Origin of the sequence: Sphaerospermopsis kisseleviana CS-549, from assembly GCF_028329225.1 — a bacterium.
In the GTDB taxonomy this organism is placed as follows: domain Bacteria; phylum Cyanobacteriota; class Cyanobacteriia; order Cyanobacteriales; family Nostocaceae; genus Sphaerospermopsis; species Sphaerospermopsis kisseleviana.
In genome coordinates this window covers 1-25325 of sequence record NZ_JAQMTI010000050.1, presented here as the reverse complement: position 1 = coordinate 25325, position 25325 = coordinate 1, and the positions used below count along the sequence as shown (strand labels likewise).

General features: G+C 36.8%; 18 protein-coding genes. 6 read left to right on the top strand and 12 right to left on the bottom strand.

Features of this window, described 5'->3' with window-relative positions:
- Both PN497_RS03695 and PN497_RS03690 read right to left on the bottom strand, forming a co-directional pair.
- Positions 1–249, bottom strand: a 249-nt coding sequence (locus PN497_RS03695; protein WP_272109649.1) for a nuclear transport factor 2 family protein, incomplete at its 3' end; no start/stop codon positions are given.
- A 171-nt stretch (positions 250–420) separates the two neighbouring features.
- Positions 421–942 (bottom strand): orange carotenoid protein N-terminal domain-containing protein, encoded by a 522-nt coding sequence (locus PN497_RS03690; RefSeq protein WP_096572501.1) that lies wholly within the window; start codon positions 940–942, stop codon positions 421–423.
- Between the two features lie 309 nt (positions 943–1251).
- Here PN497_RS03690 and queG point away from each other — a divergent pair, with 309 nt between their 5' ends.
- From queG to PN497_RS03670, 4 genes are all read left to right on the top strand, one after another.
- Positions 1252–2223 carry a tRNA epoxyqueuosine(34) reductase QueG gene (gene queG, locus PN497_RS03685; protein WP_096572502.1) on the top strand — a complete coding sequence of 324 codons (972 nt, stop codon included), beginning with the start codon at positions 1252–1254 and terminating at the stop codon, positions 2221–2223.
- On the top strand, positions 2198–2833 hold the full coding sequence (locus tag PN497_RS03680; RefSeq protein ID WP_096572503.1) for an HAD-IA family hydrolase: 636 nt from the start codon (positions 2198–2200) through the stop codon (positions 2831–2833). The genes queG and PN497_RS03680 overlap by 26 nt, the downstream gene beginning before the upstream one ends.
- A 297-nt stretch (positions 2834–3130) precedes the next feature.
- A complete protein-coding gene (locus PN497_RS03675) occupies positions 3131–4528 on the top strand; it encodes a tyrosine-type recombinase/integrase (protein WP_096572504.1) in 1398 nt (465 codons plus the stop codon).
- 660 nt (positions 4529–5188) lie between these two features.
- Entirely contained in the window at positions 5189–5485 is a 297-nt protein-coding gene (locus PN497_RS03670; protein WP_096572906.1) for a hypothetical protein, read from the top strand.
- A gap of 141 nt (positions 5486–5626) precedes the next feature.
- Here the strand turns inward: PN497_RS03670 and truB are convergent, their stop codons facing one another.
- From truB to ligA, 4 genes are all read right to left on the bottom strand, one after another.
- Positions 5627–6505 (bottom strand): tRNA pseudouridine(55) synthase TruB, encoded by an 879-nt coding sequence (truB, locus tag PN497_RS03665; RefSeq protein ID WP_096572505.1) that lies wholly within the window; start codon positions 6503–6505, stop codon positions 5627–5629.
- Positions 6506–6627: 122 nt separating this feature from the next.
- On the bottom strand, positions 6628–8394 hold the full coding sequence (locus tag PN497_RS03660; protein ID WP_096572506.1) for an alpha/beta hydrolase: 1767 nt from the start codon (positions 8392–8394) through the stop codon (positions 6628–6630).
- A 520-nt stretch (positions 8395–8914) separates the two neighbouring features.
- The gene (locus tag PN497_RS03655) at positions 8915–9838 is read right to left on the bottom strand and encodes a DMT family transporter (RefSeq protein WP_190650848.1); all 924 of its coding nucleotides are present in this window, start codon (positions 9836–9838) and stop codon (positions 8915–8917) included.
- Positions 9839–10364: 526 nt separating this feature from the next.
- Positions 10365–12410, bottom strand: a complete 2046-nt coding sequence (ligA, locus tag PN497_RS03650) for an NAD-dependent DNA ligase LigA (protein ID WP_096572908.1) — start codon at positions 12408–12410, stop codon at positions 10365–10367.
- A gap of 73 nt (positions 12411–12483) precedes the next feature.
- Here ligA and PN497_RS03645 point away from each other — a divergent pair, with 73 nt between their 5' ends.
- Complete coding sequence (locus PN497_RS03645; protein WP_096572507.1) at positions 12484–13497, top strand: glycerophosphodiester phosphodiesterase; 1014 nt, start codon at positions 12484–12486, stop codon at positions 13495–13497.
- Positions 13498–13609: 112 nt separating this feature from the next.
- On the opposite strand, the gene PN497_RS03640 is transcribed toward PN497_RS03645, so the two are convergent.
- From PN497_RS03640 to PN497_RS03625, 4 genes are all read right to left on the bottom strand, one after another.
- Positions 13610–15889: a COG1470 family protein gene (locus PN497_RS03640; RefSeq protein WP_272109643.1), complete on the bottom strand. Its 2280-nt coding sequence runs from the start codon at positions 15887–15889 to the stop codon at positions 13610–13612.
- A gap of 13 nt (positions 15890–15902) precedes the next feature.
- Entirely contained in the window at positions 15903–18137 is a 2235-nt protein-coding gene (locus tag PN497_RS03635; protein WP_096572509.1) for a hypothetical protein, read from the bottom strand.
- Positions 18138–18478: 341 nt separating this feature from the next.
- A complete protein-coding gene (locus PN497_RS03630) occupies positions 18479–19156 on the bottom strand; it encodes a response regulator transcription factor (RefSeq protein ID WP_096572510.1) in 678 nt (225 codons plus the stop codon).
- Positions 19157–19181: 25 nt separating this feature from the next.
- Positions 19182–20309, bottom strand: a complete 1128-nt coding sequence (locus tag PN497_RS03625; protein WP_096572511.1) for a sensor histidine kinase — start codon at positions 20307–20309, stop codon at positions 19182–19184.
- A 449-nt stretch (positions 20310–20758) separates the two neighbouring features.
- Between PN497_RS03625 and PN497_RS03620 the strand changes: the two genes are divergently transcribed.
- Entirely contained in the window at positions 20759–22969 is a 2211-nt protein-coding gene (locus PN497_RS03620; protein ID WP_272109639.1) for a CHASE2 domain-containing serine/threonine-protein kinase, read from the top strand.
- Between the two features lie 211 nt (positions 22970–23180).
- Here PN497_RS03620 and PN497_RS03615 read toward each other — a convergent pair whose 3' ends face one another.
- Together PN497_RS03615 and PN497_RS03610 are read right to left on the bottom strand one after the other, a co-directional pair.
- The gene (locus tag PN497_RS03615; RefSeq protein ID WP_096572513.1) at positions 23181–23576 is read right to left on the bottom strand and encodes a tetratricopeptide repeat protein; all 396 of its coding nucleotides are present in this window, start codon (positions 23574–23576) and stop codon (positions 23181–23183) included.
- Between the two features lie 172 nt (positions 23577–23748).
- Positions 23749–24657 carry a DUF928 domain-containing protein gene (locus tag PN497_RS03610; RefSeq protein ID WP_096572514.1) on the bottom strand — a complete coding sequence of 303 codons (909 nt, stop codon included), beginning with the start codon at positions 24655–24657 and terminating at the stop codon, positions 23749–23751.
- Between the last annotated feature and the right edge of the window lie 668 nt (positions 24658–25325).

The window sequence follows — 25325 nt, the reverse complement described above, 5'->3', positions numbered from 1 at the left end:
TTGAATTTGGATTTTTTGATCTGCTGAATTTTCAATAATTCCTTGGTGGGGTTCGGCTTTAATGTCTTGCGCTTCTTGATGGAGATAGGAAGCGATCGCATTTCGTCCCATAACCGCAGACTCCAAAGGTGGATACATCAAACCATCTTCAGTAAATAATGCCGCAGTATTTGTAAAATCACCTGCGTTTAAAGTGGTAAAATAACGCAATATAGTTGGTTCTGTAATTCCTTCAATAGTAATATTCATATTTTTAACTGCTGGGAATGGGGAATGGGGAATGGGGAATTGGGAATTGGGAATGGGGAATTGGGTTATTAACTTCCCCCTGACTCCTGACTCCTAAAAATAAATTATTCCCAAGTAATTACCTGGGAATAAAATTGTAAAAAGACATTGAGGTTGGAAGAATATCAGCAATTAGTCAGCTAAAGGATCAACACCCATTTCTGTAACTACTTTGCGGAAAACTGTAATTTGCTGACCAAAATCTAATTCTTTGAGAGTTTGTAAAACTTGTGCGCCATCACGGGAAATCTGATAACCTGGTGGTACCGGTACTACAAAACCTTTTGCCATTAATTCTGCTAATTCGTACCAGAAAGCTAACTTAGTGTTAGCACTGAAAATACCGTAAGAGCGAGAAACTTGAGTATTTTTTTGACCAGCTAAATCACGCATCGCTTCTAACTGCTCTGCATGAGGCATTTGTTTGATTTGATTCAACAAACCTTCTGCTAGTTGTAATCTAGCTGCACCTGTAGCGGCTGGGGTAATGGATTTACCCATTTCTGTGTATGCGTACCACAAAACTGCTAGTTGGTCATCAATGCTGAGGGCTTTAAATACAGCAATGGTTGAGGTGACAGTATCAATTGTTTGGTTGCTGTAGTTTAAAGCACCAGAAAAACGGGTTGAAGCTGAATCAGAAGTGAAAGTCATTATATTCACCACAGTTTATTAACTAAATTTGTTGTTAATCAGTGGGAGGTGGGCATCACTCTGGGTTGCTTGACCTCTTGTCAACTATTTTGCATTATTTCTTAACAAAATGCAAATAAAATTTACAAATCATAGAGTTAAGGAGAACAAATGAAAAAAATGATGATATTGTGTATAATGTCAAAGCAATTTTTCTGATTAACTCCTTTGAGGTAAAAAATTACTCCTACTCTTCCTTTGTGTACTTTGCGTACTTTGCGGTTCATTAACACAAAAAACTTAGCAACTACACCAGGAAGGAGCATAAACATGAAAAAGTGTAGCTTAACTAGTAGTCTCATCAAAGAGAAAGCCCAAGAGATAGGCTTTCACAAAGTGGGTATTGCTGCTGTAGAAGGGGTAGACGCTACAGAAATTCAAAGGCTGCAAGCATGGATGGCAATGGGTTATCACGCTGACATGGAATGGATGGGAAACCCAAAACGTCAGGATATTAGTTTGGTAATGCCAGAAGTGCGATCGCTGATTTGTGTGGCGTTAAATTATTACACACCACATCAACATCCAGAAGGGGAAGAATACGCGAAAATTTCCCGTTATGGCTGGGGAAGGGATTATCATAAGGTACTGCACAAAAAACTAAAACAACTGGCTACCTGGTTAGAATCACAGGGTGAAGGGATAAAAGCCAGATATTATGCAGACACCGGACCAGTACAAGATAAAGTTTGGGCGCAAAAAGCTGGTATTGGTTGGATTGCCAAAAATGGTAATGTCATTACCAGAGAGTATGGATCTTGGGTATTTTTAGGAGAAATATTAACTAATATTGAGTTAGAGAGCGATCGCACTGCTACCCAACATTGCGGTAATTGTACAAGATGTATCCAAGCTTGTCCTACTGCTGCAATTACTCAACCGTTTGTAGTCGATGCTAACAAATGCATTGCTTATCACACTATTGAAAATCGAGCAGAAACATTACCAGAAAATATTAAAACTAACTTGCATGGATGGGTTGCTGGTTGTGATATTTGTCAAGATGTATGTCCGTGGAATCAGCGTTTTGCTCAAATAACGGATGTTACAGATTTTCAACCATATCCTGAAAATTTAGCACCCAAACTGGTAGAATTAGCACAAATCACAGATAAGGAGTGGGATAGACGATTTACAGCATCAGCTTTGCGACGCATTAAACCCAAAATGTTACGAAGAAATGCCCGCGCTAATCTTGACTCATCTAAACTAAAAAATGACTCGAAAAGTAATCATCTTTGATTTTGATGGCACAATTGCAGATACAGTAGATGCTCTTGTAACTATTGCCAATCGGTTAGCTGTAGAGTTTGGTTATGTACAAATATCTGCTAATGAACTGACTCTATTAAGGAACTTAACCTCTAGAGAAATTATTAGATATTCAGGTATATCTTTGTTTAAGATACCTTTTTTAGTGAAAAAAGTTAAAGGGGAATTAAAAAACAAAATCAAAGATTTAGAATCTATACCAGGAATTAAAGAAGCACTTACAGAACTCAAAAATAAAGAATATAGATTGGGAATTATTACTTCTAATTCTCAAGAAAATGTAAGTGCATTTCTCAAATGTCATGATTTAGATTATTTATTTGAATTTATTCACTCAGGAGTAACAATTTTTGGGAAAACAACTATAATTAATAATGTATTAAGACAAAAGCAAATCAAACCACAAATAGTAATTTATGTGGGAGATGAAACCAGAGATGTAGAAGCAGCCAAAAAAGCTAATATTAAAGTAGTTGCTGTTACTTGGGGTTTTAATTCTCCTGAAGCACTAGCTAAGGAAAATCCTGATTTTTTAATTAATCATCCTAGTGAACTATTAGAAGTAATCAAAAATTGCTAAGAGGTTGTTTGAAAACTTGAGAATCTATTGAGTCTCAAGGAACAATAACAGGGGATGTCAAACGCATTCCTACTTGGCCTTACCAACTTTTATCAGTAATCAGTCATTAGGGTTTGCCGAAAATATAAAATTATTATGAGAGCGAGAATTGAAAATAATGTTTTATTTATTCACCATGAGGATGTACCAGAATTTAAAAAAGGTGGTTCGGTGGTAAGAAATTCTTAGAATGGTATAATACCCTTACAGCCTACTATCTAGGTCTGCTTCCCTTAGTTTTGAGCCAACTTTGAGCCAATGAAAAATAATCTAAAAGTCAGCAAAGGTAAAGCTAAAAAGGGTCAAGTAACTGTCAGATTGGATTCAGGGATTGTAAGAGCCTGCTTTCCCAGGACACATTTTGCAGATGATAAGCAGTTAAAGTTAGCCACTGGTATTGCTACAGTTCAAGGGTGGGAGATTAAAGCTGGTCAGTTACAGAGAAAGTTACAGCTTGAGTTAGAAGAAGGAAAATTAAAAGATAAGGAAGGTAACTTTAACTTAGCTAGGTATAGAGAAATATTGGAGGAGTATGGGTTAAGAGCTAAATTGAGGGTGGTAGACTCAACTGTATCTACAAAAGATAATCAGGTTGACCTAAACTTATTAGAGATATGGGATAGGTATTGTGAATATAGGAAGCACTCTCTAGCTGAGACTACCTATAAACTTAAGTTTCAGAGGCACTTCAGGAATATCATAGTGAAAGCCCTATCTGCACTTCAAGATGATAATAAGTCTGGGTTTACAGCTATAGAGTTTAAGGAGTGGTTAATTAACAATGTAAATCTAGAAAGTGCTAAGAGTGTATTGCAGCATTTAAGTAGGGCTTATGACTTAGCAGTTTCACAAGAATGCACCCCTAAAAATATATTTAAAGGATTAGCTGATGACATAAGTATAAGGAAGAGAACCAAGGTAATCAGGCAAGAAGATGTAGTAAATGAGGATGCTGATATCCTAAACATAGATAAAGCTTTCTCATGGGAAGAGGCTCTTGAAATATTGAAATATATACAATCCAGGTCTACCCTTAGACATTACTATAACTACACCAAATTTAAGTTTTTTACAGGGTGTAGACCTGGAGAAGCTTCTGCTCTATGGTGGTCAGATATAAGGTGGAAAGATGAATGTATCCTAATCAGGAGAACCTATAACGAACATTTGAAAATCTTCAAGCCCACTAAGAATGAGACTGTCAGGATGTTTCCTATACCTAAAGGCGGAGAATTATGGGATTTGATAAAGTCAATCCCTGAAGGTGAACCTAATGAGGTTGTATTTAAGAATAGGCAAGGTAAGATAATAAGACCTACTAGCTTTTTTCATGCTTGGCATGGGCAGGATGCTAACGTAGGTATAATCCCAGATTTAATAGAGCAGGGTAAGATATCTAAATATCTACCTCCTTATAACACTCGCCACACTTTTGTTTCTTATCAAATCAATGTAATTGGTATACCTCCACATATAGTCAATGCTTGGTGTGACCACAGTGAGGAGATATCCCAGAAACATTACAGGCAATTAGACCTGAAAGTTGTACCTGGGTACAATAAAGATAAAACAGAACAGCAGCAGGAAATAGACCTACTAAAAGAGCAGTTGAGAAGACAGCAGGAGTTAATAAATGAGTTGATGAATGGTAGGTAAGTTAATTAGCTATTATTCAGTAAAAGACTCCTCTAGAAAGCTATCTAGACGGGGTTTAGTTTTATTTAATCTTTACAGAAAATATTGAAATATAAATTTATACTATTGGTTATGTGTCTTTCTTGACAACCTAGCTGTGTGCTTGCTATGGATTAAAAGGTTGTAATCATTACAAAATCTATAGATCATGAACAAAGAATCCCCACTAGAAAGCAGTCTGAGTGGGAATTTTATTTTTATTTATACTACCATATTTTAAGTATACTTACTAATGGAAGTATACCTAATGGACAATTTAACTAGCCCTCAACATTGACAACTCAGGAACTTCCTCCACCTGCTCACCCCACAAATCATCAGCATAGATATTAGCATCATTCCTACGCTTTCAAGCATAAGCAGCCAAAGCAAAAGCCATCACACAATCAGTAGCTAGTCCTTTATCATCCAGTTTATAAAACCTCAGTTCAGTCTTGAGTTGCTTTAACCAACAAACTTAACTGTCCTGGGCTGCCCCGTATTGAGGTAACTCTTAGCTTGTTAAAGAGAGGTATCTAATCCTTTTGAGCCAAGTTTGAGCCAAATAATATAGTTGATTATAGCAGGGAACTGAAGGGTGTATAATCAAAGAAAGAATACTAAATGGCTGAAATCCTTATTATGAGAGCGAGAATTGAAAATAATGTTTTATTTATTCACCATGAGGATGTACCAGAATTTAAAAAAGGTAGTTCGGTGGTCAGAAATTCTTATTTTTGGGCTTTACGTTCTATTGCTGGTCGTGCTAGACGTGGTAGTGATTGGGAATATGAGTTTGAGGTTTGGTTAGCGTTGGCGCGGATGTTGATGTCTTTTACTGAGTCGGGATATTTGGGATATAGAGAAACTATTTTAGAGTTTCCCTTATCCCAAGGTGAGATTCCTAGTATTTTACGGGATGTGGGAACTTGGGAATAACGAAGGCAAGAGGCAGAAGGCAGGAGTCCGTTTTTGTCAGGGGTATTTATACCCCACTTCAAAAAATTTTCGCCTTTAAATGCGTGGTTGTATACCCGATGTTTATGATACTTTGCGAAAAGAATATTGTGGGTTTGAATATTAAGAAATAGGTTCAAAAACCATTTGGGGTATTAATATTTGATCTTGGATTTTTCCAACTCCTAAAAAGCGGTTGTCTTGTTCATAAACTCTTACTAAATCTGAAATTTCGAGATTTACAGGAACTTTCTGTCCTTGACACCATTTTTTGGCTAATGTGTCTGGTAGGCTTACGGGTGATAGTTGTTGTAATGCTGCATCTGAGGAGATGGTTTGAAATGTGCCGGTTTGCAGTTGGTTTTCTATGTCTGTGAAGGTGAGGCTGTTTTCTAAGTAAAATCCGCTGCTTTCTGTTCTGGTTAAGGCGGCGAGGGTTGCTCCTGTGTTTAAAAGTATGCCTAAGTCACGGGCGATCGCTCTAATATATGTTCCTGCACCACAGGCGATCGCCAAATCCAATTCCGGGAAATCACTATCACGCCAGTCTAAAATCTCTATTTTTAATACTTCTACCGTTCTCACTGGTGCTTGCACAATTTCTCCTTGACGTGCTAAATCATACAGACGTTTACCTTCAACTTGAATCGCACTATAACTAGGGGGAATTTGCTCAATTTTACCGATAAATTGGGGTATTTCGGTTTCTATGGCGGTTAATTTTAAGCCAGGACAAGGTTGAGAGGTGATAACTTCCCCTTGTAAATCATCAGTAGTAGTACGCACCCCAAAACGCATGGTAGCTTTATAAGCTTTTTCACCGGGTAAATATTGTAATAATCTGGTGGCTTTTCCCAAAGCGATGGGTAAAACTCCTGTAGCTGCTGGATCTAAAGTTCCTGCGTGTCCCACTCGTTTTAAACGCAACAGTTTTCTGACTCGTGCTACGCAGTCATGGGAAGTCCAGTCATCAGGTTTGTTTAAATTGATAAAACCCTGCACAAATAATTCGTAATTGTTAATTAGAAATAGAGCCTACGGAACGCTGGCGCGAACGTAATTAATTATATAGCATTTTCTATTTAATTACAGTGTAGGAATAAAGAGTTAAACAAACAACATCACTAAAAAATCAACAAATGTAGTAGGGAGACACCAATATTTAATATCCAAAATCCCCATCTGACTATAGTTAAAGAGAGTTTTTTTTTGGGTATAGCTGGTTGATGATTATGCTCTAATATTGGTGCTAACTGTAGAGTGTTCAGAGATTTTACGAGACTTAAACCTAAAGATTGACTAGAAATAGTTTGAGCATAACCAGCGTTGAGGTAGGGAAGATATTGTGGTTTTTGATATACAAAAGTTTGGAAAAAAGGCAAACTTAAAGAATTGATGTAAGCACGCGATTGGGAAGCATTACCAACCATGTCTGGGGGTAATGCTATTTGTTGACTTCCAGGGTTACTATTACCAATGCTAGAAAAATGAGTTGCACCAACAAGCATAACAAGATATTTGTGGGGATTAGTTAACCAAGAAAAAGGTAGGATTTGTTCATATAAAGCTGGTGCTACAGTATCTTCACTGCTACCAATAAACATCACAGGAGTTTGCATTTGATTTAAACCAGATTCACCAAATATAGAACTGGTGATGGGGTTAACAGCTATCGCGGCTTTTATTCTCTGATCTCGTAAATTAATATTCTCTTGTTGTGTAGATTTATTTTGCAATTCCAAAGCGCGACATTGCAACAATAAAGACATATTCCAGGTATCTTGTAGCGCATCTGGTTGACAATCTTTTTGTAGTTGTTGAAAGTTGATTTTTGCCCCGGCTAAAGCTAATGCAGTATAACCACCAAAAGACTGACCAAATATTCCCACTTGTTGCAGATTTAATTTACCTTTAAATTCACCATCAGACTGGTTAGTTTTTTCTAGTTTATCTAATATATATTTTATATCTAAAGGTCTATTAATAAATTCATTTGCTTCTTGTAGTTTCCTATTATTTCTATTGTTGAAAAATAGATGAGGATGATTAGGGACGACAACGGCAAATCCATGAGATGCTAAGTGTTTGGCTAAATAACGAAAGTTACTGCTATCTAAACCCAAGCCGTGAGAAATCACAATTACTGGTGTGGTATTTTGAAGATTGGGAATATAAATATCCGTTAATAAATGTCGATCTCTGGTGATATCAAAAAATTCCAGCGTAGATTTTTTAAATGTAAAAATACCAGGATTTTGTAAATTTGCTAAGAAGGATAAATTTTTCTTGGGAATAGTAGCAGCTTCTATTTTTGATTGTTGTTGAAGTATGGCGATCGCTTGCTGAGTTTCACTAATTATATTTTCCAGTTCACCAGCTATCTCTAAGCTATCAGCTAAGTTAAGACGAATACTACTGCTAGGATAATTGCGTAATAAATTTAATAACGTTAATCCTTCTGGTTCCCCAGACGCTGAAATAATCGCAGTACGTAAATCCTCAATCTCTGAATCATTTTGAGCAGATTTAGCTGTAATTAATTTAGCCAAACGTTGCAGCATAAATTCCCCTTGCTGGGTGTGGAGAAATTGTGACGCAACTGCGGGAGTAATTTTGACATTACTAAGTAAAATTTTGCGTAATTTTTGCAGTTTATCAGATGAAATATATTGTTGATAAACTGCTAATTTATCATCAATTATTCCTGTTTTTGTATAGGTTTCTAAACTCATCACAGGAATAGGAATTTCCAGGATAGAATAAGCAGCGTAAATTTGCTCTGCTGCCATCACAGAATTACTCATTCCAAATGTTGGCAGCAACATTGAAAGCACCAGCAATAAGAATTTTTTTTTCCAGCTGCTGGAAAAGTTACCAAACAAACTATTCATCGCTCAAATGTTTCCGTGATGTTGTCTAGCGAGGCATTAAATTTGGTAGTTATTCAAACACCCTGTTGATTAATTTATATACTATTGATTACATCTGTGTTCTGGATAGTTTTGAGCTTTTTTTGTCTGCTGAAATAAAAATTTAGCTATTCAATCATTAGAGCAATTTGTACCTAAATGGATGTGGATCTATTGATTTATATAGATATATATTGAAAATTTTAGTAAATAAAAAAAACTCTTGCCTCAGTGTTTATGATGTAGCTTTCTAGAGTAAATAAGTCTAAACCTTGTTAAAATTTTTGTAAAAATTATGTTTTTTGTATTGCATGAGACTGCAAAATCAAATATCTTTGTTTTTGAACAGTAACTCAACATTAAAAAACCTCAGACTCAAATCATCGACTTCTTCAAGAAGTCAGGGATCTATCCACAGATTATTTTACGTTTAATTATGTTGATCTATTTAGAGAAGAACTATTTGAAAAAACTTCGGAAATTCTGAATTTTCCAGTAAATTCTATTTTGCAGACTTACCCAAGGCGATAGCTACTGAACCAGAAACAACTAATAAAGCGCCAATAATTCCTATTAAGGTAATATTTTCTGGGGGAATAAGCTGGGGAAAAATACCCGCTACCAACTCCACAGCTATTAAAGTGACAATGGGAGCTAAAGCTAAAACTGCACTGACTCTGGAAGCTTCCCAATGTTCTAAAGATTCAGCAAAAGAACCATAAGCAATTAAAGTATTTAAACCACAAAATAATAACATTGATAAATGCAGAAAATCGAGATTAAAAATTTTATAGACTTTGGTAAATGGCGTAAATAATAAAGCACAGCCGCCATAAATAATTAGCATAATATGATAAGATGATAAAGATTGTAATAGTTGCTTTTGTGCCAAGGCATAAATAGCCCAGCAAACAGCACCTAATACAAGTAATCCACTACCTACAAGATATTGTCCTTGGGCTGTAATTAAATTGGTAATTTGAGCTTTAAAAAATAATAAAAACCCTAAAGTTAAGACACTAACACCAAACCATTGCCATAATGTATAACGTTCTCTAAAAATAACTAAACCCCCAAAACCTAATAACACAGTAGATAACTGAATAATTACTTCTGCATTACTGGCAGTTGTTAATGCTAAACCTTGCATGAAGAGAAAATAATTACCTCCCAAAAATATTGTCGCTATTGCTAATAATTTTCCCGAACTAGAACGTAATTGTTCGATTGTTGGTAATTTTTTTTGTACAAACAAATAAATTGCCAGCAATATAAACGACATCAAAAACCGAAACCAAATAACGGTATAGACATCTAAAACTTGTAGTGTTACCTTTAAGGCAATTGGTAAAATTCCCCATAAAAACACCGTAAGTAACGATAAACTTAGTCCTAAACGCCAGCGGCCGGAAGTTTGATGTATCATATTAATTTCATGGGATTATTTATCATATATTTTAGGTTTGGGAATGGGGAATAGGAAAAAAGTGATTATGAGTCATTAACCCGTGATGATATCATTTTGTTAAAAGAATACAAGGGGAGCATCCCAAATGTGTAAATTTATTTTTATCTAACGACATAAAATGATCCAAGGGTCTGATATGATTGAACCGCAAAGGGCGCAAAGGACACAAAGGTAAGAGAGTTAAGCGAGAGTTTTTGGTGTGGGTGCGTTTATTTTCGCAAAATTGGTATGCTCCCAATACAAGTGAGATCACCTGCGGATTCAGGATTGAAGAATAGATAATTACTTCCTGCCATTGATTATGTGATCCGGGTATATTTTAACATGATTAATCATTAGTAATTCATAAATTCACAATTTAAAACATCATTTACAAGGGTTTGATTCCCTGTACTGCTTTCAGCGGACTGGTTTCAAGTAGATTTTAAATCATTATTTGTCACCTAATTATGAATTATTAATTATCAATTATGAATTTTTCATATTACTCCTTTAACATCTCTAATAACTGTGCCTCATTTAACTGTTTAATTCCTAAAGATTGCGCTTTTTCTAATTTAGATCCTGCATCAGCACCTACAACTAAAAAATCAGTTTTTTTACTCACAGAGTCAGTGACTTTTCCACCAGCTTTTTGAATTAATGCTTTTGCTTCATCGCGTTTTAAATTAGGTAAAGTACCCGTTAGCACAAAGGTTTTACCTGCAATATTGGGATTAATTTCACTTGTTATTTTCGGTGTTTCGATGTTAGCTAATTGTAACCCAATGGCTTGAAGACGAGAAATTAAAGTTTGATTTGCACTGATGCGAAACCACTGAGAAACTGATTGGGCAATTTCTGCACCGATACCATAAACACCTTCTATATCAGATTGTTTTGCAGCGGCTAATTTTTCCACGGTGGTAAATTTCTCGGTTAATAATTGGGCGTTGACGCTACCTACATGACGAATGCCTAAACCATATAATACCCTGGACCAAGGTTGATTTTTGGATTGAGCGATCGCACTGATTAATTTTTGCGCTGACTTTTTCCCCATCCTTTCTAATGCACATAACTTGTCTTCTGTCAATTCGTATAAATCGCCAACAGAATGGACTAAACTTTTATCTACCAGTTGATGCACCAGTTTTTCACCCATTCCTTTAATATCTAAAGCATCCCGACTTACCCAATGTTCAATCTCTCCTTTGAGAATGGCAGGACAGGAAGCATTTACACATCTAGTAACAGCTTCTCCTGATTCTCTCACCACCGGTTGACCACATACAGGACAATGGGTAGGCATGATAAAAGGTTCGGTATTTGCAGGGCGTAGTTCTTTAATTACCCGTACTACTTCCGGGATAATTTCCCCAGCTTTGCGAACAATGACAGTATCACCAATACGGATATCTAATTGCTGAATGCGATCGCTATTATGTAATGTAGCACGGGAAACAGTAGTACCTGCTAATTGTACGGGGCGCATTTCCGCCAAAGGTGTTAATGCTCCGGTTCTGCCGACATTGACAGTAATATTTTCTACACGAGTAGGCGATTCCTCGGCTGCATATTTGAGAGCGATCGCCCAACGGGGAAACTTCTGTGTAAACCCTAGTTGTTCTTGCAGCTTAAAAGCATTCAATTTTACCACCACCCCATCCGTCATATAGGGTGAATTTAGCCGTTCCGTGTCCCAATATTGGTAATATTCCGCAACTTCACTGAGAGAATGACAGAGTTTATGATTAGTATCAACGCGAAAGCCTAGCCTTTGTAACAATTCCAAAGCTTCCCATTGGGTATTCGCAATACTGGCATCATCCAAACCAGGAATATGCAGAGTATAAGCAAAGAAATCTAATTGACGTTGGGCAACAATACGCGGATCTAACTGTCTTAGCGTACCAGCTACGGCATTACGCGGATTAGCAAATAACTGTTCACCTGCTTTTTGCCTTTTCTCATTAATTTGTTTAAACACTTCCAAAGGTAAAAATACCTCTCCCCGTACTTCCACCTTTTCAATTTCTGCCAAACCGTCAAAATTCAAACGTAAGGGAATAGAGCGAATAGTCCGCACATTTTGGGTAATATCTTCACCCATCACCCCATCACCCCTAGTTGCACCTCTTACCAGAATACCATTTTGGTAAGTCAACGCCAAAGCCGCACCATCAATTTTCAATTCCGCTACATAGTCCGCTTCCCCCAGAGAATACTGAGGTGGTAGGTGTCGCAGCCAACGTTGATCCCAATTTTGCAACTCTTCAACATTAAAAGCATTTTCCAAACTATATAGAGGTATATTATGCCGTACTGATGTAAAATGAGTTGCTGGTCGTTCACCCACACGCTGAGTAGGACTATCAGGAGTGATTAATTCTGGATATTTCGTTTCTAATTCCTGTAATTCTCGATACAGTCGGTCATAAACCGTATCTTCCATTATTGGTGCATCGAGGACATAGTAAGCATAGCTGGCTTGTTGTAATAAACGTCGCAATTCTTCTACACGTTTAGCTTCAGGGTGGGTTTGGATCATAAAACTCATAGCAAAATATCTAGTAAATAATTAATAATTATCCCTATTCATTGAAAATAATAAACCCTATCTTATGGACAATTTTAGAGATTCCACATTCACAAATCAATTACCTATTATTATAGCTCATCGTGGTGCAAGTGGATACCGACCTGAACATACATTAGCAGCATATCAATTAGCAATTGAATTAGGTGCTGATTATATTGAACCAGATTTAGTGATTACCAAAGATGGGGTTTTAATTGCACGTCATGAAAATGAAATATCAGCAACTACAGATATTGCTGAACATCCTGAATTTGCTTATTTGCGAACTACAAAAATCATTGATGGGGAAATTATAACAGGTTGGTTTACCGAAGATTTTACCTTAGCAGAAATCAAAACATTAAGAGCGCAAGAACGCATTCCCCAACTACGTTCTTTTAACACAAAATACAATGGAATTTACACAATTCCCACCCTAGAAGAAATCATTGATTTAGCTGAAAAGAAAAGTATAGAAAAAAATCGCAAAATTGGGATTTACCCAGAAACAAAACATCCAACTTACTTTCAATCAATTGATCTAGAATTAGAAACACCCTTATTAACGGCTTTAGAAAAAACTCATGTACCAGTATTTATTCAATCATTTGAAGTTAGTAACTTAAAAGCATTAGCCAAAAAAACAAATCTACCTTTAGTACAATTAATCAACGACTCAGGTAAACCCTATGATTTTGTAATGAGTGATAATCCCCGCACCTATCAACATATAAGCAAACCAGCAGGATTAAAAAAAATCGCTGAATATGCACAAGCAATAGGAGTCAATAAAAACTTAATAATTCCCAGAGATAGTCAAGGGAAATTAATATCACCCACATCCTTAGTTAATCACGCCCATAAAGAAAATTTATTAGTTCATGCTTGGACATTCCGCAATGAAAATTACTTCTTACCTTTAGATTGTCAAGACAACCCTCAAGAGGAATATAAACTATTTTTTAATTTAGGGATAGATGGGGTATTTAGTGACTTTCCAGATATTGCTTGTGTGATAAGATGCAAAAACCTAATACCCAGATCCCAGACTTCTTGAAGAAATCGGGGATCTCTCCATTGTTAATACTGTTCGGTTAAGTTGAAAATATAACAGTTCTCATGAGCATGGGAACTACTATAATAACTTGGTTGAGGTTAAAAAACTACTTTTAAAACCCGGATAGAGGTGGGATTATATCAGGAGTAGGGATAACGGAAGGAGGTGGAGGTGGAGGTGGGGGTGGTTGGATAACTGCGATCGCAAAAGATTTTTCTTGAGGTTGCTGCTTACCCAATTTATCATAAACTTGCAGTTTAATTGGAGATGGAAAGGCCTGATTAACTTGTAGTTTCAGTGAACCAACTTGTTCCACATTCCCAAATGGATCAAGCTTCACCTGAATATCTTCTCCCTCTACTCTCCAAGATAAAGTAGCTGTTTCTCCTTCTTTTAACTCCTGATTAGGTTGTTCACTAGCATTAAGTGTAAAAGAGATAATTCTAAATGGTTTTGGTAATACTTCAATTACTGATTCAGTCTTTTTAGAACTACTTCTATCACTGCCGTTATTGGGTAAAGCTTGAATTTCAAAAGTGAATTTACCAGAATTTAATTTGTCTATAGGTATATTATTACATTCTAATCGTTGATTTTCTATTGGTTTACATAAATTTTGCAGTTGAGGCGGATCGACAAGTTTACCTTGTCTAAAACGATAAACACCTAATTTACCTATAGATGTACCACCTTCTGCCTTTCCAGTTATTTGAATTTCCCTTAGCAGCAAGGGATTAGCAATTTTCCAACTTAAATTAATATTCTCACCTTTTTTATACTGGGGTTTATCTGTTTTCAAATCTATAACTTCAGCTATTGGTTTTTCTTTAATTTCAACCTGAACTATTTTAGTATCTGTTTTAGCAACTTTGGAGAAAATTGGCAATCCTTTGCGATAGGATGCTTGTAATTCAAAACTATACTGTCCTTTAGCTTTGACTCCTGTTTGAAAATTGCTACAAATCAATTCTTCTTTTGACACTCTACAAGGAGGTGTTATACCAGAATCACGAGGTATTAGTTCTTCAGGAATACCATTACTAAAATCGTAAATCTTCTGAGTTGGTTGATTGCCCTTAATTTTCAGTTCCAAGTTTTGCAAATTTTGATATTTTTGAATCTCCCAATTTAACGCTACTGCTTCACCTTCAATATATGTAGGGCTATCGGAGTCGAATGCTTTTATTGTTACAGGTTCAGGGTTTAAAAGCCGCCAAACCATAAATCCTATACCACCGAATAAACCTAAACCTATTAAAATTAATAATAAAAATTGCCACCAAGGACGGGGTTTCCAAACAAAACTTAATTGAGGTAAAGTATTCGGTAAAGGCAGATTATTTTGGTCTTGAATTTTAGCTTGAAAGTTGACAACTAACCCCCCACCCCACCAAGGTCTTCGCCACCAATATCTAGGTTTAACTGTCAGATTAGATATAGAACTTTTACTAGGAAGTAATTTGATTTCATGAGGCTCAAATTTATAGGTATACAGTTGTTCTTCATCTCGACTTTCCAGGTAAAACATTAATTCGCGTACTACATTTCCCTGGTTAATGATTGATAATTCGTATTTGGCAGGACTACGGCTGACCTGTGCCAAAATAGTTTGCAACTGGACATCCAAAATATAACTTGGCTTAATGTCTATATAGACCAAATCTAACAGTATCAACTGGGGAGAGTTTTCCGAATATAAGCGAATAGTCGGGGAATAAATTCCGGCTAAGGTGTCTCCTGGTGGGTGAAATGTCAGCAAGATTTGACCCTGACTACCAGGGTTGAGTTCTAGAGCAGCTACTTGTGATAATCCCGCTCCTTCTAACCCATCTGTGGGATAAGTAATAGTGAACCAATCTTCATCTAAATCTGGACAAGTGATGCGAAAACGGTCTACAAATTTAGAGCGATTGTCAACTATTACTTCTACTTGTAAAGGTTGACTGAGATTTAAAATTAGTGGTTTATTGGCATTGCTGCTAGGCTTGAGTGAAAAAGTGGGATCATTAAGGCGAATGATCGTTTGTTCTTTGATTTGAACTTTCAGTTGCAGGGGAAAGTTGATAGGAGTATGTTGGGGATAATGCAAGGGAGAATCTACGACTAAAGTATAATCATAAGTTCCGGGTTTAGCGTCAACAGGTATTTGCAACTCAAATTTAACTTCGTCGCTAGTTTGTTGGGGCGCTAATCCCAAACTGGCTTGAGGAGGAGTAAAGCCACTAGTAATATTTTTAAATTCATCATTAAAAGTAAAATACAAGTCAACAACAGCACTTTGATCTCCCTGATTAATGACAATAACATAAAATTCCATCGCATCTCCTGGCATTCCCCATTGAATTCCAGGAGGGTTAATAATAATTTCCAATGGACTGTTTTGAGCGTACATACCATCAAATTCCTTACCTAACACTGTGTAGTTTGACTTGAAAATCTTCACCACCACTCACAATCATGTTGTCTTTCAAGTCAACACTATTGATTCTCTTTGAGCTTTGGTAAATTGTTTGACCTTTTGCTGCTTTGGTTTTATCCAGTTGATATGCTGGAGTTAAATACCAAACTATCACTTTTCCATCATCTCCACCACTGACAAGCAAACGGCCATCTTCACTAAATTTTAATGTCCGCACTGGCATTTTTGACACTTGCCAATTATCTAATGGTTGACAATTAACTTCGATAATGGGATTTTGGGGGCTGGCATTTGTTACAGTTTGGCATTGATTTAAATCCCAAATAGTAATATATCCCGCAGAATCAGCAGTGGCTAAAATTTTTTCTTTTCCTTGCGGTTTAGGCACAAAATCCACCGACCAAATATAATCTGTACGCCCTGTACTACTTCTTCCTTCTAATTTTTGCATTGATAAATTTTGTAATTGATTATCTGGTTGATTGGGATTAAATGAACCAAATAAAAAACGCTTAAAGTTTCCTCCTATTACTAGGGTTTGATCATCTGGACTGAGAGTTACAGTGCGAGCTTCAAAAGGTAATGTTAATTGATTTTGGATGTCGATGATTTGCGGTTGTTTCTGAAATTCACTGTTAGCAGATGTTCGTGACCATAATCTGATTTTACCACTACCATAACTACTAAATAAATACCGTGAATTTTTAGTAAATTCTAAATCAAATACTCTATCACCTATAGCTTTTTGATCTTGTTGATCTTGCAGTTCTTCCCTTTTTTTACCTTGATTAGATACATTCCTGAGTTCAATCATACCATTATCTAACCCAACGGCAACAATATCATTGTCCACCGGCATGAAGTCGGAAACATATACAACGTCATTGGTAATTGCTAATAAACCGTTAGGTTTTTGTGGTTTTTGACAAGCTATTGGCTGTTCTTGATAGCTAAATTTTCCTGGTTCTATACTGTTGTTATTGCGATTAATATTCCAAAATCTTAATGTACAATCATCTGAACCACTAATAACAGAAAAACCGTTACCGCTAAAAGCTACTGAATTTACAGAACGAATGTGCATAACTGGTTCTGGTTTCAGTAGTAATGCTAAAAGTAATGCTATTAATCCCAGGATCATTAGCTGTAACCACGGGGGAATTATAGGTAGACTCTGTAATTCTAAAGTCTGGGTTGCGGGATCTGTAGTACCCAAACGTTGATCAAATAATTCGCTTCTGGCTTCTAGTAACAAGGTTTTTGCTAATCCCAACCACGGACGTTTTGTTTTCACATTGAGGAGAACTTTATTTGTTTCTCCTAGCTGCAAATTGGCTGTTTCTGGAATAGTGTTGTAAGTGCATTTTCTTTGGTCTCTTCCCTGGAGATGAATGTTAATTTCTTGGTAGAGGTTACTGGCATTTTTGAATATTAATTCAAAGGTGGCTGTATCTGATTTCCAATCAGGCAACCATTTAGCTGGACTGGGAATTGTTTGGTGTTTGTTGATGACAGAAAAATCTACGAAACCTACAGGTAAAACTTGTAAATTACCTGCTATACTCGCAGGATAACCATTATTGCTGGTGGCTTCAATGGTAAATGGATAGGTTCGACAGGGTGCTTGAACTACAGATGGGGGTTGACATTGAAAAGTTAGTTCTCTATAGCCTCCTGGATCTAAAGAAAATCGTCTTTCTACATTACCAATTAACCAAGTTGGATCAAGACCAACAAAACGCAAGATTACATTTGTCATTTGTTGACCTAAGTTGCGCACTCGCACTGGTATGTCTACGGAATGACGCGGATAAACTGGAAATTCTCTTACAGGCAATTCTAAACTCAAAACGTTGGGTTGATTATCTCGCTCGATTTTTAACCGCAACGTTAGTCTGCGTTGTTGTCCTAGTTGTGGTGAAAAAATGGTGATGGTGAGGTTGACAGTACCTACAAATCCAGGTATTGGTGTATTAAAAATGAATACTTGAAAGTCTGTACTATCTCCTGGTGGTTTAGCTGCTGCTACTTCTGGTTCAAGTTTATACCAGCGATATTCTGAATTGCGCTGCTCTCCTGCGGCTGTAATTTCTATTTGAAAATTTGCAAATTGAGTGCTGTCGTTGTTGACTGTCACTGTAAAAGAAGCAGGAGTAGTACCTGGTGTAAAGGTCAGATTTTGAGTAGACAGGCTGGCATTTATTAAAAAATTACTTTCCATATTATTAAAGAAGGCAGGAGTCAGGAGTCAGTAGGGACAATCCCACCGTGGTTGCCCCAGGAGTCAGAAGTCAGGAAAAAGAATCAATTCTCTCTTTGTAATTCCCATTTTCTTGTCTTTCTTGCATAACTAGCAACTTACGTTAATAAGTACCTGGGCAAAATTAATTTAACATTTTTGGAACAAACAAAAATCTCTGTATTGCTTATCTGTTCCCTTTTAAAAGTTCCCTGTTCCCTCTCCCAAATATAAAATTTATTTTGCACTACTACTTATCATGTTCGTTGGCATAGTCATACTACAGCAATTTTCAGGTAAATTAACCACATTATTCTGCTACTTTAAACTGTTACAAGTCCTAATTTTAAGGCTCTAACTATCGCTTGAGTACGGCTATTGACTTTCAATTTTTCAAAAATACTGGTCAGATGAGCCTTAATTGTAGCAACTGTTACATATAAATGTTTGGCTATTTCTTCATTGGAAGCTCCTTGAGTTAACCAATATAAAACTTCTTGCTCTCTTGTTGTTAAGTGCATCTGATGACAAGCACGCACACAGGAGTCTGAATAAGTCTGAAAAAATCTGAAAAATCGACTGGCAACTTCTGAAGGTAGATAAATTTCTGACTTAGTTACTGTGTTTATGGCTTCTGATAATTGAGCCGCCAAATGATTTTTAAACACATAACCAGATGCTCCTGCTTGCATAGCTCGAAAAATCCATTCGTCTTCTTGGTGAGCAGATAAAACTAGGACTTTTCCAGGATAAGCAATTTGTTTGAGAGAAACTAAAACGGTAATACCATCACTACCAATAAGTTGCAAATCTAGTAATATTAAATCTGGTGATTTATCTTCTGTCAATTTTAACGCCTGCTCTAAAGAGTTAGCTTCACCGACTACTTCTACAGGCAATGAACCATTGCTATTATAAAAACTCAAGAGAGTCCGTAGACCTTGGCGAAAGCGTTCGTTGTCTTCTACCAAGATAGTTGTCAGAGAATTACGATAAGCCATTTTTCATACTCCATTGTTCATACTGTTAAATATTCTTGGTGCAAGGTAAAATGATACAAAATTGCGCTCCACTTTCTGATAAACTTTGCGCCCACAAGTTTCCGTGGTGGTCGAGAATAATTTTTTTGGCGATGGTTAAACCTAGTCCTGTACCTCCTGGACGACGAGTATAAAAGGGGGTAAAGATTTTTTGTATATCTTCTGAAGATAGTCCCTTTCCCTGATCGGAAATTTTGATTAATACTTCTTCTTGAAAAATATTCCAGCTACAGGTAATTGTTCCTGATTTGGGACTAAAGTAAATAGCATTGTTTAGTATATTGTGAAAAACTTGCTTAATTTGTAATTTGTCTATTAACAAGGTTGTGGAAGTTTCAGGAATTGATATTTTTACTTGTTTTTCATTGATCAAAGGTTGTAAATGTTTGATAGTTTCCAATACTAAATTTCTTAGGTCTTGTGGAGTGACTCTTAATTTCTCCCCTTGACCGCAATTAATTATTTCGGTGAGATTAATATCTATATCTTCAATACTTTCACGGATGATTTTTGCTTGTTCATACTCAGGCTGCTCTTTTAAGCTAAAGCATAAATTGTTGGCATATAATCCTATTAATCCTAAATAGTTTCGCAATTGGTGTCCGACTCGATGCAGTACCTGTTCTAGCAATTTAATTTCTGATTTTTGTCTGCCATAGTCTAAATATAGGTCTGCATATTTGCTCAGTAAAATAGCAGATTTATTTATCTCATTTTTGGCATTTTCTACAAGAGGGTCTTCTGTAATTATCTGTATATATTCTGGTTTTTGATTTCTATATCCTATGGGAAATACATAGGAAAATAAGTGCAATTCTTCTATTTTAAATTCCTGGATCTGTCCCACGGCGGGATAGTCTATTAACCATGATTCTGAGTGTAAGTATGTCAAAATAAATGACAATAATTTTGGTGTTTTTTCACTGATATCAGAATAATTAATTATTTCTTGATGTTTCTTTGACCAACAATCATAATAGACAATACGAGCTAATAAAATTGGATATTGATTGGTTAATTGTTCAGATTGTAATTGACAAAATTCTTGGATACGTGATGATCTCAAATCATGACAGCTAATTTCTGGTTTTGTGCAAATAATTCCCCGAATCATAGATCTACTCGACTTTGATAAATAAAAAATTGCAAAAAGTAAATCAGCATAAGCTTCTGGTAAATTTTACTTTGGCACTGATTGAGTGTCCTGTTTCCAGGAGGTGACACGATATTGAGTTGATAATTCCAGAGTTAAACAAAAATGGATATCTGGTGGTGATTAAATTTGCATAATCTGCAACCCTTATAGTGACAATTCATTAAGTGTCACTATCATAGTTTTTTACTACTGTAATTAATATTGCCAGTATATGCAGAATAGGTTCTACGGAAATTGAAATAGTATATAATCGTATTATCTGCTTTTAACCTCTGTTTTTGCCACAAATATATAAAAATATACAATTGTCAATTAACTAAAGAATAAAAATTGTAAATTTTATCACATAAATTGCATTATTGATTCTAAAAAATAATTAAATGTTATGAAATATCTGGATTAGTGAAATGTTGAGTGAAATGTTGGCAAATTTTAAGAAATTATTAAAACAACCAGTAATTATTTCCAGTGCGATCGGCACAATTTTCATTGTGGGAGTTCAGAAACTACAAGTCTTAGAGAACATAGAGTTAAGAGTTTATGACCAGATGATGCAAATGAGGGGTGATCCTGGCCCAGATTCGCGGCTATTAATTGTTGCTGTCACTGAAGAGGATCTGCGAAAATGGAATTGGCCTTTACCTGGGGAAGTCCTAGACAAACTATTGGGCAAACTGGAAGAATATGAACCCCGCGCCATTGGTTTAGATATTTTTCGGGACTTACCTGTACAACCAGGGCATGAAAAATTACTAGAACGTTTAGAGTACAGTGATATCATCTTTCCTGTCTGTAAACACGCTGATAGCAAAAATCCTGGGATCGCACCCCCACAAGGAACAAAACCAGAACAAGTAGGATTTAGCGATATTGTCGAAGATACTGATGGTTCTATTCGTCGCAATCTGATATCAGTGAAGGCAAATGAGTCAAATCTTTGTCAAAGCCCTTTCTCCTTGAGTTGGCAATTAGCCATTAAATTCTTGGATGGGGGAGGTATTCAGGCACAAATAACGGACAACCAAGAACTACAACTGCGTAATGTGATTTTTAAACCTCTGCAAAGTCATTCTGGAGGTTATCAAAACGCAGATACCCAAGGCTATCAAATTCTCTTGAATTACCGTTCTCACAGTCAGATCGCCCAGCAGGTAACTGTTACAGATGTACTTTCTGGTCAGGTAAAACCTGATTTAGTCAAAGACCGTATTATTTTGATTGGTTCGACTGCACCGAGCTTAAAAGACATTTTTAACACCCCATTTACTACTGGCAAAGCTAATAATACAGGGAAGATGGCAGGAGTTGAAATTCATGCTCAGATGGTCAGTCAAATTCTCAGTGCAGTTTTGAATAACCAGCGTCTGTTTTGGTTTTTACCGGGATGGGGTGAATTTATCTGGATAGGAGGATGGTCTGTGGTTGGCGGATTTTTAGCATGGCGCATTCGACATCCTTTAGCTTTGGGAGTGGCTGAAGGTGGATCTTTAGCCGTTTTATTGGGAACTAATTTTGTGATTTTTCTCCAAGCTGGATGGTTTCCAGTAGTTTCTCCAGCACTGGGCTTAGTAGTTGCAGCGGTTGGAGTTCTTGCTTACAGTGCCTATTTTAGCCAGCAAGAGCAGGAGAAAGTCATGCAAATAGTACAAGAGCAACAAGACTTAATTGCTCAGTTGCAAGCCTATAAATTGCAAGAACCCAGTAGACAAACTCAGGCAACAAATGTGGGTCCTGCACTCTATCCTTCAGGACAAGAACTGGCGTTAAATACATTACTCAACAAACGTTACAACATTACTGAAAAGTTAGGTAGTGGAGGATTCGGTACTACTTACTTAGCTCAAGATATTCAACGACCGGGAAAACCAGTGTGTGTTGTGAAACAAATGCGGTCTGCTCACCAGAACTCACAATATCTCAGTGTTCTCAGACGCTTGTTTCATAATGAAGCATATATTATGGAAACTTTGGGTAAACACCCGCAAATACCATACTTATTGGCGTTCTTTGAAGAAAATCAGCAATTTTATTTAGTTCAGGAATTTATTGATGGTCATTCCTTATCTGATGAGTTGAAACCAGGAGTACCTCTTGCAAAGGCCGAAGCGATAAATATACTCAAAGAAGTATTGCAAGTCCTGGTCTTTGTTCACAATTATGGTGTGATTCATCGAGATATCAAACCCAGTAACTTGATTAGACGCAAAACAAATGATCATATTGTTCTCATTGACTTTGGTGCTGTCAAACAAATACAACCACAAGTGCAAGCCCAACAGCAAGAAAATCAAACTATCGCTATTGGGACTCCTGCTTATGCACCTGGTGAACAAATGAGCGGTATGCCAAAACTCAACAGCGATATTTATGCTTTGGGAAAAATTATCATACAAGCTTTAACAGGAGTCCATCCCAAAGTTTTCCAGCGAGATGTCAATACTGGTGTGGTGATCATTAATCAGACATCGGAAACGGGTGAACAGATTTGGTATTATTGGTGGGAACTGGCAAACACCACTGAGCCATTGAATGGGGTGATTAATAAAATGGTGCATCTTGACTTTACACAAAGATATCAGTCAGTTGAGGAATTGTTGAATATTGTGGCAACTTTATAGGAGATTGGGGATGTAACGCAAACCCAGGTAAAAAGCAATTTTCTCCTTGCTACCTTGCTTCTTGATTTCCGCTCTATAAAACTTACCCAGAGCTACCCAAGTCTAGACCCAACTGGTTACATAACTGTACAGTATTATGTGTACATTCCCGTAATTGTGTCTACATCTGGGTAGATTTTATCTTAACAGTTACAAACCCTCAATCCTACAGCTATGACTTGTAGTTACTTTGGTCAAAGAAATGATAAATAGTACCTTCTGGAGCTAGACTCATAGCTGTGTTATGATCCTCTATGGCTTTTTGGTGATTACCTAGTGCTAGATAAGTCTGACTGCGCCAAAAATAACAGAGAGCGTTGTGAGGATTGATATAAATAGCTTGTGTATAATCTTCTAATGCACCAGTTAGATCTTGTAACTGATGCAGCCGGAAATTGGCTCTTTCTGTATAAACTTGGACACAATGGGGATAAAGGGCGATCGCATTCTGGAAGTTGCCCATCGCTCCCTCAATATCCCCTTGGGCAAAACAAGTATAAGCCTGTTGAATATATCGGTTGATATCCAGTGTTTCTTTGAGGTTCAGGTCTTGATGATTGCTATTCACTTTTGCAGAGGTTCTATCTTGATGGTTGGTTAAAGAGGTGAGTGGATTGGTGTTAAAAATTGATTTGGGAATCAGGTAAGAGGAAAAAGGGTTTTAGGCTTGTTTACTTTTCTTGACATAGTTTGATTTTATTTTGTAACCCTACGCATCTCATTTACTAGAATCCTCAGTTTTAGTTTTGGGAAGCACCACAAGATAATATTGGTTGGGTTGCCAACCCTTCTAGGTTCACCGACTGCAACAAATCTTTCCAGTATTCCTGTACATCCGTATCATTGGGGCGCTGACAGCGTAAATCGGCCACAATACTCAGAGCATTTTCCCAAATTCCAGCAGTGGCATAAATCACGGCCCGATCTAACGGTTGGGTTGCTTGTTGGATCTGGTTACCGATGTCTTCGTTTGGCACGCGATTAATTTCACCTTTTAGTTTTCGATTGGGACCATCAAGGTAAACTATGTCAAAAGTCCAAGTATATTTTTTACCTATTGTTAATGATGCTTTATCCACGGGTACAGTTACACTCACAATACCTTCTTGTCTCACAGGTGTCAAAGTTCTCTCATATAGGGGTTTAGTCCTTTGACCATTACCCTCTCTCAAAACAAATTTCAGTTCTTTTGCTGTTCGAGCATCTTTATCAATGTAAAACCACAATGTGGGATGTTCTGATGTCGTTAGTTGTGCTTCTAGGTTTGTGGCTGTTAGAGCAAGGGAATTAAAACGCCCTGTGCTTCTGCTGGCTGCACTTCTTGTTCTATCAGGTCTACCCGGAACAAAGACAATCTTTTGGCGACGTTGAATGTAGCCAGTTACATTTCTAATTGCTGTTGTGGCATAGCGATCGCCAGGACGTATTTGCAGTGCTTGTTGAAAATAAGATAAAGCCTGGCGATAGTTTCTTCGTCTGGTTAATTCATAACCACGGGACATATATTGTGTATATTGGCCTGAGTTTTGTGCTTTTACCACAACCTGATCTGCTGCTAAAACTTTTGTCGGATTGAGAAAATCTGGCGGTAAATAGACTAAAGCCGTAAGCAAACAACCTGTCAAAAATCTAAGTTTCTTAGGATACATATCTACTTCCGTTTAATAGAGTAATTTTGATAACATATTTGTTGATGTTTGTGGCATCTCCATTTCTGTTATTACTATAGTGATCCGATTTGATTCATGAATTTTTCGTAGAGGCAGGGAACACTTCGACAAGCTCAGTGCATCGCAGGGAACAGGGAACAGGGAACGGGAAAGAAGGCTGTCAGTATTTATGGTGAGCGAAGCCGAACCATGTACGGAGTTCTGTTCAAAAATCAAATATTAGTCCTATATGACTATATCAATTATAATGCGTAATTTTTATTTTGATACTCCTGGTTTTTGAGTGGCTTTTGCTCCTTTTTTTCATAAATTCGGCGAAATGGGCAAATTATAAGGTTTGCATCCATCTGCAATTTACAAGTAACAATAGTTTGCCGTCTATATCTTCACCAAACTTTCACAAGAAAATCGCTGAAAGGCACGGAAGCCACTTGGCTGTCTTACAGTGGAGGAAGTGCCAACGGCGAATTTATTCGCCGCGAATATGATATGATTGGACTGCGAGTAGGAACAACCATCTACACGAAGAAGTATTTTGATCAGGAGAAACCCCTGATTTATCTCGTCTCGGCATTTGACTGCAGCCTGGGTAAACAAGCAAAGGCAAATATGGAGTGTAATACCGCCAAAATTTGATGGACTCGGAA